Origin of the sequence: Archangium sp., from assembly GCF_036388035.1 — a bacterium.
Classification (GTDB): domain Bacteria; phylum Myxococcota; class Myxococcia; order Myxococcales; family Myxococcaceae; genus Archangium.
The window spans coordinates 1-12,050 of sequence record NZ_DASVSO010000546.1; the positions used below are offsets into that span (position 1 = coordinate 1).

General features: G+C 68.1%; 8 protein-coding genes. 3 read left to right on the forward strand and 5 right to left on the reverse strand.

Features of this window, described 5'->3' with window-relative positions; translation table 11 throughout:
* Positions 1–224: 224 nt before the first annotated feature.
* From VF697_RS21990 to VF697_RS22000, 3 genes are all read right to left on the reverse strand, one after another.
* Entirely contained in the window at positions 225–1,112 is an 888-nt protein-coding gene (locus tag VF697_RS21990; RefSeq protein ID WP_331098043.1) for a hypothetical protein, read from the reverse strand.
* A gap of 68 nt (positions 1,113–1,180) precedes the next feature.
* Positions 1,181–1,792, reverse strand: coding sequence for a hypothetical protein (locus VF697_RS21995; RefSeq protein ID WP_331098045.1), 612 nt, complete (start codon positions 1,790–1,792; stop codon positions 1,181–1,183).
* A gap of 18 nt (positions 1,793–1,810) precedes the next feature.
* On the reverse strand, positions 1,811–3,214 hold the full coding sequence (locus VF697_RS22000; RefSeq protein WP_331098047.1) for a hypothetical protein: 1,404 nt from the start codon (positions 3,212–3,214) through the stop codon (positions 1,811–1,813).
* Positions 3,215–3,899: 685 nt separating this feature from the next.
* Between VF697_RS22000 and VF697_RS22005 the strand changes: the two genes are divergently transcribed.
* The gene (locus tag VF697_RS22005) at positions 3,900–4,286 is read left to right on the forward strand and encodes a DUF3592 domain-containing protein (protein WP_331098049.1); all 387 of its coding nucleotides are present in this window, start codon (positions 3,900–3,902) and stop codon (positions 4,284–4,286) included.
* Positions 4,287–4,703: 417 nt separating this feature from the next.
* On the opposite strand, the gene VF697_RS22010 is transcribed toward VF697_RS22005, so the two are convergent.
* Positions 4,704–5,282: a DUF642 domain-containing protein gene (locus VF697_RS22010; RefSeq protein WP_331098051.1), complete on the reverse strand. Its 579-nt coding sequence runs from the start codon at positions 5,280–5,282 to the stop codon at positions 4,704–4,706.
* A 325-nt stretch (positions 5,283–5,607) separates the two neighbouring features.
* On the reverse strand, positions 5,608–6,576 hold the full coding sequence (locus VF697_RS22015; protein ID WP_331098053.1) for an MBL fold metallo-hydrolase: 969 nt from the start codon (positions 6,574–6,576) through the stop codon (positions 5,608–5,610).
* A 440-nt stretch (positions 6,577–7,016) separates the two neighbouring features.
* On the opposite strand from VF697_RS22015, the gene VF697_RS22020 reads away from it, so the two are divergent.
* Entirely contained in the window at positions 7,017–9,392 is a 2,376-nt protein-coding gene (locus VF697_RS22020) for an RTX toxin (protein ID WP_331098054.1), read from the forward strand.
* 72 nt (positions 9,393–9,464) lie between these two features.
* A complete protein-coding gene (locus tag VF697_RS22025; protein ID WP_331098056.1) occupies positions 9,465–11,819 on the forward strand; it encodes a Kelch repeat-containing protein in 2,355 nt (784 codons plus the stop codon).
* The last annotated feature ends 231 nt before the right edge of the window (positions 11,820–12,050 follow it).

Sequence of the window (12,050 nt, forward strand, 5' to 3'; positions counted from 1 at the left end):
CGCCCTGGCGGAAGAGGACATCCACCGGGTTGAAGGAGGCGGCACGGATGCGCACCCGCACCTCTCCGGGGCCCGGCTCGGGCAGGGGCCAGTCCTCTTCCACCAACTGCTCGATTCCACCAAAGGCCCGCTGGGTGATGACGCGCATGCGGTGCAACGTACTGGCGCCCACGGGTCACTGCCAGGAGATGTGGCGGAGGACTCGTCCAGGAAGAGAGGCTCTGTCAGCGCCAGGTATTGCAGGCGCGCCGGGCGCACGCCGGGTCCGCGAAGCCCGCGAGCGCGAACTGATCCACGCTGCCGTCAGTGAGCACCACGGCGCGCCAGGTGCAGCCCTCCGCCTCGATGCCGGAGACGTCCGCGAAGCACTGCAAGAGCCCGTCCTCCCCCTTGCACGCGTAGTCCACCGCGCCGAGCCTCATGCGGGAGTCGCCCCTCCACTCGGGCACGGCCTGGCCGCCTACGTGCTCGATGAGCGCCTGGGGACAGTCGCTCTGCTGCCAGGGCGCGAGCTTCGGGTTGTCGATGCGCGGCTGGCCGCAGTAGCGGTGGAAGGGGTGCCACTCGCAGTTGGCGACGAGCTGAAAGCGCCCCTCCAGGTGCAGGCCCGGGTCGGATGTGAAGTGGCTGGTGAGGCGGCCGCGAGAGATGACGGAGCCATCGTGGTTGCCCGTCCACTCCAGCTCCTCGTACTCCATGTCGATGACGTCGTAGCTCGGGGACGGCCCGAAGACGAAGGAGTCGTTGAGCCTCACGCCGAGGACGGCCCCCCGGTGGGTGCCCGCGTGCACGGGCGGCGAGGGCAGCTCCCAGAGGAAGAGCTCGAACGTGTCCTCATCGATGGGCTCCGGTCCGCTCCACGCTCGCACCGTCACCTCGTGGTCCGGGTCGCTGAGGTGGATGAAGGTGGGATCGTTGCCCCGGCGGTCTTCCCGGAGGAAGTTTTCGTAGACGAGTCCGCCGATGCCACCGTTGGTGAAGCGGAAGGAGATATCCACCGGGCCGCCGTAGCGAGTGCCAAAGATTCGGCCCTCGACGTAACTGTCGGGCGTGCCGCCGCACGCGACGAGCCAGGAGCCAAGGGTGAGCAGGAGGAGCCAGTTCCTGTGCATGCCGCGAGCATGGCAGAAACCTGGGCGACGCGCAGCGGCCCTGCTTCCAGCGGCCGAGTAGCTCTCCCTCACATGAAAATCCCCGGAGCCGCCTCTAACGCCGCGCGCAGCTCCTCGACTGTCGTGTCCATCTTCTCGGCCACAGTGGGTGCGTGCCACGTTTCCGCGACTGTGCCCGCGGGATTCTTCGCAAGCCCCTCAATGATGATCCCGAACTGACCGGGCCACTCACGGCGACCCAGCTCCGCTGCATGCCCGAGTGGCTCCAAGAAACTGAAGCACGGCCACAGCGGCAGCCGAATCGTCTTCATGTCGCAGTTGAAGAACCGGCAGCCATTGAGACGGGCCTCTGAGAAGTCGCACTCCTCGAGCCCCCCAGCCTTCTCCCTGTCGAACAGGTCCGCGCGGAAGCCGAAGTCGTTGCCGGTAAACCGGCCCTTGAACTGGCACCTGCTGAAGCTGATCGGTGCCCAGCGCACGGTCTTCAGCTCGCCCTTCGCCTGAATGGTGCAGTTGATGAATTGTCCGGACATAGGAACCAGCGAGCGCCCGGCCGCGCTGATGACGAGGGTGCAGTCGCGCAGTGTCAGGTCGGGACCGAGCCAATAAATCGGCCCCTTGGTCAGCTCGAGCCGCTCGCCGATGACCTCTCGCTTCTCGTGGTGGATGTTGGGAGTCACGTAGGCCTCAGAAGAAGATCATGCGAAAGAAAGTGCTCGCCATCCGTCGCCCGTGCAGGGCGAAGTTCGACTCCGTGCCAGACAGGATCTCGTAATGGTAACCCTGTCCCCCGGGCCGGTGATGTCGACACCACGACTGTTCCACGACAGGCCTGGGAATCGCGCCTGCATCTGGGTCTCCACCCACCGCCCCCGCGCCTGTCGCTCAAGAAGATTCGCGCGGTACTCTTTCCCGGCCTTCCACATCTTGTCGATGGCGGCGCGCTCGTCCGGCGACAGCTCCGCCCGGGACCACCTCGCCGCCATCTCCTTCACCGCCGCCTGCAGCTCGTCGCCCAGCCGGTCCTCCGCCGGAATGTCCCGGTAGCTCTTGCCTCGCGGGAGGTGCCACCGCTCGCCATTGCTGAGGATGACCTGCTTGTTGCCACCGCGGTGCTGGATGGCCACGGTGCCCGAGTGCCCCCCAGAAGCGCCCGAGCTTCCGCTCCTCGCCAGGACGTTGATGGCCACCGGCGCCTGAGGGGACGTGAGGACCACGAGCGCGCGGCCCTGCTCCACCACGACCTCCACCGCGGCGGCCTCCTCCATCGCCACCACCACCGAGCCCTCCATACCCTGGGCCGCCCACTGCGCCTGCACCTGGTTGAACCTGGGCAGTGAGCGCAGGTGCGTGGCCACCTCGCCGAGCGTCCGCCCGGTGAGGGTAGCCACCGCGAGAATGAGGGCCCGGGCCGCATCTGTCCCTACGCGCTTGCCGAAGGCGTCGCCGGCGTCGCGCAGCTCCTCGAACGTGGTGGCCTCGTGTGCTGCGTGCGCCATGCTGGCCCACCCGTCCAAGAGGCCCCACATGGCATCCAGCCCCAACCAGGCCAGCAGCACCACGGAGAGCGCAGCCGCCACCGCCTTCGTGCTCGGCTCCGGTAGCAGCCAGAGCGCCAGGTACAGGCCCACGGCCCACACCAGGGAGGAGAGCAGCGCTTGCGGGCTCAGCTCGCGCCCCAGAGCCGCCCGTGTCTCGTCCAGCACTTCGCTGAAGGCCAGCGCCAGCGACAGGGTGCGCCTGTCGTCCGTGCGCAGGTAGGGCCCATCCGTGAAGAGGCCCAGGCAGTCGCCCCCGCCGCGTGGCTGGCACCACCGAAGGTACTTCTCTTTCAGCGCCGCCTCTGCCTCCGGGACGAGTGTGCTCTTGTCGCCGAGGGGCACCAGGGTGAGCACCCTGTCGCGGTACACCTCGGCGAGCAGCTCCTCCTCGGGCATGGCCTGGAGCAGGCCCTGGGCGGCCTCCTGGGGCGTCCCCTGCACATGGTGGTGCTGGAGGAGCTGCGCAACCGCTCGCTGGTACTCCTCCCGCGTGACGGCCACCACCCGCGTCCGGCCGCGCGCCTCCACCTCGGCCGCGTAGATGACGACCACCGGCTGCATCTCCCTCGGCGCCGAGCGCGCCTCGCTCTCAGCAGCCTCCTCCCCCGCGCGCCCTTCCCCTGCACCCCTACCTGCTGCGGGCCCCTGCGTCGCGCATGCCGCGTGGAGAAAGAGGACGATGAGCCAGAGGGCACCTGCCGGCGCCCACGGTGGCGGGCCCCGCCGCCGGGCCTCGAGCTGCGTTCCGCCGCCCTCCCCCACCGCAGGACTCCGGTGCTTCTTCGTCATGGCGCTGGCCTCCCCCGGGAGAAACAGCCCTGAAGGATAGGATGCGGGCTGGACAACCCTCCCAGGAAGGTCTGAGCGATGCCTGCGCGCACACCCTGCCCCTTGAGCAGCCTCTCGCCCAACCGCCGCTTCCAATGCCCAGGTGTCGGGGGCCTCTGCCCATCAGCCTTGTTGCCAAGGCCCTTCAGCACCGCCAACACCCGCCTCCTTGCGCCGCAGCCCGGGCAAACGAAAACGTCGAAGCCGAACCTGCGCTTCACCAACCCTGCCCAGTCCAACCCCGGGGCGCGCTGCTTTCCCTGCACCTGCGCAGCGACGCCCGGGGCCTCAACGGCTCCTGCGCGCTCAACGCACCGCTGCCGCAGCCGCGGACCTCAACTGCACTGGCCTTCCATTCGTCCTCATGGGTTAGGCTCTCTCAATGTCCTCTTCCGATTCCGAGAATCGCTTCTTGGCCATGCTCGTCATCGCCGCGCCCTGCCTGGCGTTTGGCGGCTTCAATTTCATGCACACGTTACGGTTCGTATTGTACGCCGAGGCGGCGCAAGGAGTGGTGGTCTCCGAGAGCAGCCGGGGGGACGGCTCATACATCATGTTCAAGGGCTACCCGGAGATGATCACGTTCTCGGATTCAGCTGGCAACGTGCACACCACAACCCTCTACTATGGGCAGCCGGGCCATCGGATGGGGAAGACCGTCAAGATCCTGTACAAGCAGCACGACCCGGCCGGTACCGCGCGCTACGGGGGAGCAGACCAGCTCTGGGTCTTGTCGGGCGCCTTTCTGGGGATCGGCGCCATGTGGCTGACCGGCGCGTTCGTGGTCCGGAAACGCGGCTACTGATGATGGAATCGACCGGTCGGGCTATTGAGCTGACTCTCCAGCTCAAGGCACGCGCGTCGCCCCCTGCTTGAGGGAGCCATCAATCCTGAGACCCGGGATCGAGCGGTATACGCGCACGGTCACAATTGAGAGTGTATACTTTGACGCGCGGTGCTGCACTCTACGTAGGAGAAACCAATCGTGGTGTGAAGACGTGAGCCCAAGCAGCGACCGGACGCCCACCTACGTCCCTACTCTCTCAACGCGACGCTGAAGGACGGGCGCGTCGTTCATGTCGTGAAGGACTTCATGAGGAGCGAGGAGGCGCAGGCCCTCGAGCGCCTCATCGAGAGCTACCTCGGCATCGCGGACCGAGCTCCGGCGAGGTCCGAGGCCTGGACCCGCGCCCTGATCTCCGTGAAGGGCTCGGGGCCTTCGTCAGGGGCCGGTCACCGTGACATTGTCGATGGCCAGGCCGCAGGCCACACCAGTCGAGGTGCTCTCGAACTTGATGAGCGAGCTGGTGCTCGTGGCATTGAATGTGTAGGACCTGTAGGCCCATGTGCCCGAGGCGTTCGAGATGCTGGCTGAGGACGGTCCATAGGTGACCGTGCCATAGCGCCAGGTGGTCGCACAGTTCGGGCTGTTGGCCAGCGCGAACCTCACCGTGTACCCGGCACCCACCACGGTGGAGACCATCTGCGAGACGCTGCCGGCGCCATTCCCATTGAGATCCACGGACTTGGTGCCCTGGGCCGCGGTCTTGTAGCTGCTGTTCATGACCTTGATGCTGCCGCCGATGGTCCAGCCCGGCAGCGCGGTGCTTCCGTTAGAGAGGATGGTGTAGTTGTACACGCCGGCAGGGGCGGACTCGAAGCTGCCGTTGATTTCGACGTTCAGGCCCTGCTGCGTGCTGCTCAGCTCTGGCTCCCCAGCCACGGTCGGATCCATGGGGCCGCAGGCCACCAGGGCCAGACCCACTCCCAGCACTGCGCTCTTACCGATGACTCGATTCACGTTGATGTGTCCTTTGCGGTTCACGTTCCGTCCGTCCGGATTCACGCAGCCACATAGACGCCGGGCGAACGGAGCCTTGAACCGCTGAAGGACGGGACGCATTGCCCGGTGCATGAGCTCGGTCGCCAGTCGAGCCAGCGAGCACTCATGCCGCATGCCGCGTACAGGAGGAATGGGGGGAAGCCACGCGGCTCGTGCTCCGCTAGCGTCCCATCACCGGTCTGTCCCTGCTCGGTGCTGCCCCAGCGCTTGCTGGGTTGTGCATCAACGCGGAGGGCGGCCCCCCGAGACAGGGAGCCGCCCTCCGGCACTGCCCGTCATGAGGCTACTTCTTGCCGGTGCCCTCCGGCTGGCCCCCCGGGCCCTTGCCCCCGGGCTCACCCTTCCCGGCCTCCTCCGGCTTCGCGCTCCCCCCGCCCTGCTGCGGCGGCGGGAAGTACTTGTTGGCCGAGAAGTCCAGGACGGCCTGCACGCGGAGCTTCTTGAACTTGCCCTTCACCGCCTTGTTGAGCTCCTCGCCCGACTTCGCGCCCTGGCGCGTCTTCTCGAAGAAGGTCAGGTATTCGAGGTTCTTCTTGAGCAGGTCCTTGCCGCCCTGCTCACCGTGGCCGGCGTAGATCTTCTTCACCGGCAGCTTCTGGAGCTGCTCGAGCGCGGCAATCCACCCCTGGGGCTCCTGGTCCGCCAGCCACATGTGCGTGTTGTTGTAGACGAGATCCCCGGACACCAGCGTGCCCGTGCCCTTGTGCCAGAGCGCGTACGCGTCCTTCACCTCGGCTGCCGGGAAGTGGAGCACTTCGAACTCGGCATTGCCCACCTTGAGCGTGCTGCCCTCGAGCTTCTCCAGCGCCGGAAGCTCCGTGGGCAGGTTGGCCGCGAGCGCCCCGTTCATGAAGCCCTCGCGGTAGAACTTGAGCATGCCCGGGCCCGTCTGCCCCACGGCCTCCACCGTCGCGGGCATGGCCACGAGCCTCGCCTCCGGGAAGGCCGCCTTCAGCCGCTGCAGGCCGAAGAAGTGGTCCGGGTGCGCGTGGGTGATGAAAATGGTCTTCACCGTCCCCTTCGCCTTCTTCGCCTTCTCGATGAACTTGTCCGCCTCGTCATTGAACATCTGCGCGTCGACGAGGGCGACCTCCCCATTGCTTTCGATGATGTGCGAGCTGACGAGAAACGCGTTCTCGGACGCGGTGTGCGACTGGATGGTGAAGTCCTTGGCGGCTTCGACACGACCGGCCCAGGCCACCAGGGCCAGGGCAGCCAGCAGTGCGAGCTTCTGGTTCGACGAAACGATCATCTTTCCCTCCGTTGCGCCTGCTCCTCCTGGAGCGGCGGGGGATTCTCAGCAGGCTATCGGGGCACGGTCCAGAAGTGACTGCCGAGCGCGGTCGGTGGCCCTGACGCGGAGCTGACCAGCCCGGGGCCGCTGAAAACGGGCTCGGGCCGATCAATTCCAGCAATTCCAGACAGTCATTGAATCGAGTGAGCCGCTTCTCCCCTTCGGCGGCCCTCGCTGAATGGACGCGCCCGCACGCCTGAAACGCGGCCGTTAATTCCGCGGGAATTTTTCTCTGCATCATTTTCCACATTGGCGGCTCATCACAGTGCCGAGGCGCGGAGCCGCCAAGGCCCGGCCTGTCCGAGCTTCATTTTCGTAACCCCATGTCACTGGCGACGTGACGTCGGAAGAGCCGCGTGGTGCGGCTTGGAAGACGTGCGTCCTGAAGGAGCACGTGTATGAAGAATCCACCCCTTTGTTTCCGGAGCACGCGCGGGACGCTGCGCAAGGCGGCCGTCCTGCTGTCGGCTCTCACCTTCGGCATCGCCGGGTGCAACCCCACCGAGCCCCAGGGCCAGGTGCAGGAGCAGGAGGACACCGCCACCGCCTCCTTCTCCATCAAGAACGCGGACTTGTACGACTCCGCCAGCGGCGCCCAGGGCCGCGTCCTCTCCGCCCGCGCCCTGACGTCCGCCCAGGCCTTCACCTTCTCCGACGTGACCCGCCTGCGCATCGACGTGCTGGACAAGGACGCCAACGCCCCCATCTACATCAACTTCGACCTCGCCCTGTCCGCGGGCGAGTGGACGGGGAAGATCCCCTTCCTCCCCAAGAACAAGCTGCTCTCCTTCTCCGCCAAGGCCCTGAACTCCAGCGGCGACGTGCTCTTCAAGGGCACCACCGAGCAGACCTTCACCAAGAGCGGGTCCGTCGTCATCGCCCTGGGCGCGGCCAATGACGGCCAGACGATCTCCATCCCCCGCATCAAGAAGATCTCCGTCCCCTCGGCCTTCGGCTCCGACCAGAGCGGCAACGTGTCCTTCTCCGTGGAGGCCAACACCGGCGACACGCTCTCCTATGAGATCACCTCGGAGGCGGGGAGCGGCACCTTCTTCCCGACGAGCGGCACCATCACCCTGTTGGGGACCGCGGGCACCTTCGTCAGCCAGTACACGCCGCCCACCGTCAGCGCCAACACCGATTTCCAGCACACGGTGAAGGTCTCCAACGAGGCGGGCCACTCCGTCACCACCACCTTCAAGACCAAGGTCAAGCCGCCCGGCCAGACCGATGGCGTGCGGGACAACGTCATCGAGGTGCGCTTCAACCCCGTCATCAACAGCCTGAGCGCGAGCCGGCTGACCGGCAGCAACTCCGTCCTCTTCCATGCCGACGTGGCCGACGATGACGACGTGTCGGCCCTCACGTACGCCTGGAGCCTCGCGGCCACCGGCGGGACCACCCTCGACCCGAGCGTCGTCAAGTTCACCAGCCCCACCAACCCCACCACCTTGCAGGGGTACACCGTCGCCCTGCAGGCCGAAATCACGCTCGAGGTCACCGACAGCGTGGGCGGCAAGACGACGTTGAAGTATCCGCTCGCCGCCAACCAGTTCCCCGACAACCCCGTCGTCGAGGGAGGGCTGACCGGCATCAACTCCATCCGCGCCGGCGAGGCCCACACCTGCGTGCTCTTCAACAACGGCAACATGCGCTGCTGGGGTGAGAACGCCTTCGGCCAGCTGGGCCAGGGCAACACCCTGGACATCGGTGACACCCAGAAGCCCTCGGCCGCGAAGGATATCGCGCTGGTGGGGGTGGGCGCCCGGATCGCCGTGGGCGGCAAGCACAGCTGCGCCCTGCTGGATACCGGCCTGGTGCGCTGCTGGGGCAACAACGAGTTCGGCCAGCTCGGCTACAACACCACGCAGCACGTGGGGGATGGCGAGGCCATCGCCAGCTACGGCTACGTCAACCTGGGCGGCGTCGCGGTGAAGCTCGCCGCCGGCTACGAGCACACCTGCGCCCTGATGGACACCGGCCGGGTGCGCTGCTGGGGCCACAACGACTACGGCCAGCTCGGCTATGGCCACACCGACGACATCGGCGACGACGAGCAGCCCTACTCCGAGGGCGACGTGGAGGTGACGGTGGAGGAGGGCCGCTCCGTGAAGAACATCGTCGCCGGTGGCCATCACACCTGCGCCCTGCTGGACAACGGCAACGTGCGCTGCTGGGGCTACAACGGCTACGGCCAGCTCGGCTACGGCAACACCAAGACCATCGGTGATGCCGAGCAGCCGTACACGGCCGGTGACGTGACTGTCGGCGGCGCCGTCGTGCAGCTGACGGCCGGCGAGAACCACACCTGCGCCCTGCTGGAGACCGGCAACGTGCGCTGCTGGGGCTACAATGGCTACGGCCAGCTCGGCTACGACCACGCTGGCAGCGTCTACTCGCCGACCAGCACGAGCCCGGCCGCGGGCGATGTGAACATGGGCGGCTACGTGCTCCAGGTCGCCGCGGGCAAGACGCACACCTGTGCCCTGCTGGGCACCGGCGACATCAAGTGCTGGGGCAACGGCGCCAATGGCCGGCTCGGCTACGGCAGCACCAGCTCCCGGCTCAAGCCGAGCACCGCGGTGGATCTGGACGGCTCCAGCGCCTACCAGGTGACCGCCGGCGGCAGCCACACCTGCGCCCTGCTGAGCACGGGGGCCGCCCGCTGCTGGGGTGAGAACGGCTCCGGCCAGCTGGGCTACGGCAACAAGGAGGACATCGGTGACACCGAGTTGGCCTCCGCCGGGGGCGACATCGAGCTGATCAAGCCGTAATCCGTCGCGCCTCCGGGGCGAGGGCTCTCCTGGGCCCTCGCCCCTTTTTCGTGCCCCCCGAAGGTGACCTCCATGAAGAAAGTCTCTTGCCACCTGGTGCTGGCGTTGGGCCTGGCGCTGCTCGCGGGCTGCTCGGCTCCCGCTGACACCGGCGCGGCCCAGCTCGCCGTCTTCCTCCCCCGCACCGGCGCCGCCTCCATCTCCCGCGTCTCCGTCACCGCCAGCGCCGCCGACATGCCCTCCGCGTCCGTGGACCTCGTGGCCTCCGACGATGGCCGGAGCGGACTGCTCGGCAACCTCCCCGCGGGCGCCCAGCGCACCTTCCTCGCCCAGGCCTTCGACGCCTCCGGATCCCTGATCCTTCAGGGCTCCGCCTCCGGCGTCTCCATCTCCGCCCACCAGACGGCCTTCATCGCCATCACCCTCCACGAGCCCGGCGCCTCCCCGGCCTTCCCGAGCGAGCCGCTGGTCATCGACTCCCTGGTCGCCTCCTCCAGCTCCGTGCCCGTGGGCGGCACCCTCTCCCTGCGGGCCGAGGCCCATGGCCTCCACCCGGACGAGACCCTCGCCTACGCCTGGTCCTCCTCCTCGGGCACCTCCTCGTCGGACACCTCGGCCTCCACCGCGTGGACGGCGCCCCGTGTCCCCGGCCCCCAGACCCTCACCCTCACCGTGACGGACGCCAGTGGCCGCTCCTCCAGCGCCGCCCTGCGCGTCACCGTCCTGCCGAGCGGCTCGAGCCTGTCGAGCACGTCCAGTGGTGGAGAAGGCGAGGCACGGGTCACCGTCTCCTTCAACAGCGCTCCCCGGGTGAACACCGTCGGAGCCACCCTCGCCCGGCTCGTCGTGGGGCAGGCCACGTCCGTCTCCGCCTCGGCCGAGGACCCGGACGGCGACAGCCTCTCCTATGAATGGAGCGCCACCTGTGCCGGCACCTGGGCCAATGCCCTCTCCCGCGTTGCCGGGTTCACGCCCTCCGAGGTGCCCGCCGGCCCCTGCGACAACTGCGACCTCACGGTCTCCGTCTCCGACGGGCACGGCAGGCAGACCACCGGCACCGTGTCCCTGTGTGTCGCCGCGACGCCCGACCCCACCCACTTCAATCCCGTCATCCTCCGCACCTACAGCTCCGCGCTCTCGGAGATGACCTCCCCGGGACAGCTGATCACCTACGAGGTGGCGGCCAGCGACCCCGAGGGCTCCGCGCTCGCCTTCTCCTGGGCCGCCACGACCGGCGCGTTGGGCAACCCCATCAGCACCGCCTCGCACAGCCGCACCACCTGGACGGCCCCCTCCTGTGTCAGCGAGGGCACCATCCCCACCATCACCGCCACCGTCACCAACGCCTTCAGCCGGACGGCCACGAGCAGCTTCGCGATGATGGGGCTGCCGTCCTGCGTGCTCTCCGCCTGGACCCCGACGAAGACCCCGCTGCGCACCGCTCGCTACCACCACACGGCGACGCCGCTGTCCGACGGCAAGGTGCTCGTCGCGGGGGGGCAGGGCTCCAGCATCCTCACGGCGGCGGAGGTGTACGACCCGGGCTCGGGCACCTGGAACAACACGGCCAACACCCTGCGCACCGCGCGCTACGCCCACACGGCGACGCGCCTGATCGGCGGCAAGGTGCTCGTCGCGGGGGGACAAGGCTCCAGTCCCAGCTACCTCCTGGCGTCGGAGACGTACGACCCGGGCTCGGGCACCTGGAGCAACACGGCCAACACCCTGCGCACCGCCCGCGCCTACCACACGGCGACGCTCCTGACCGACGGCAAGGTGCTCGTCGCGGGGGGACAGAACCCCGGCTACCTCTCGGCGGCGGAGGTGTACACCCCGGGCACGGGCCTCTGGACCACGACGGGCGTCATGACCACGTTCCGCGCGTACCACACGGCGACGCTGCTGAAGAACGGCAAGGTGCTCGTCGCGGGGGGACGAACCTCCAGCAGCTTCCTGGAAACGGCGGAGCTGTACGACCAGAACACGGGCCTCTGGACCAAGACCGGCGCCATGAACGCGGCCCGCGCCAGCCACACGGCGACGCTGCTGTCCGACGGCAGGGTGCTCGTCTCGGGAGGAGTCCAGGGCGGCGGCACCTTCCTGGAGACAGCGGAGGTGTACGACCCGAACACGGGCATCTGGACCAAGACCGGCGCGATGGCGTCGAAGCGCTCCAACGCCGCGGCGCTCCTGCTGCCCAACGGCAAGGTGCTCATCTCGGGGGGAACCAACGGGACCAGACCCGTCGCGACGGCGGAGGTGTACGACTCGGGCCTGGGCATCTGGAGCACGATCAACTCCATGGGCGCGGCTCGCGCCAACCACACGGCGACGCCGCTGACGACCCTCGGTCAGGTGCTCGTCTCGGGGGGAGCCACCGGCACCAGCAGCACCGCCGTCGGTTCGGCGGAGCTGTACACGCCCTGACTCCCGCGAGTCATTGGACCCCATCGCAGACACGCTTCACGCAGCTTCCAGGACCCTCTCGTGAAAAGACTCTCTTCCCACCTGTTGGTGGCGCTGTGGCTGGCGCTGCTCGCCGGCTGCTCCGCCTCTTCCCCAGGTACCGGCTCGGCCCAGCTCGCCGTCGCCGTGCCCCAGGCCCTCTCCGCCTCCATCGCCCGCATCTCCGTCACCGCCAGCGGCGCCGACTTCCCC

Coding starts and splice junctions, on each gene's coding strand:
- VF697_RS22025 (WP_331098056.1), top strand. CDS start 9,465: ATGAAGAAAGTCTCTTGCCACCTGGTGCTGGCGTTGGGCCTGGCGCTG.
- VF697_RS22000 (WP_331098047.1), bottom strand. CDS start 3,214: ATGCAGCCGGTGGTCGTCATCTACGCGGCCGAGGTGGAGGCGCGCGGC.
- VF697_RS21990 (WP_331098043.1), bottom strand. CDS start 1,112: ATGCACAGGAACTGGCTCCTCCTGCTCACCCTTGGCTCCTGGCTCGTC.
- VF697_RS22005 (WP_331098049.1), top strand. CDS start 3,900: ATGCTCGTCATCGCCGCGCCCTGCCTGGCGTTTGGCGGCTTCAATTTC.
- VF697_RS22015 (WP_331098053.1), bottom strand. CDS start 6,576: ATGATCGTTTCGTCGAACCAGAAGCTCGCACTGCTGGCTGCCCTGGCC.
- VF697_RS22020 (WP_331098054.1), top strand. CDS start 7,017: ATGAAGAATCCACCCCTTTGTTTCCGGAGCACGCGCGGGACGCTGCGC.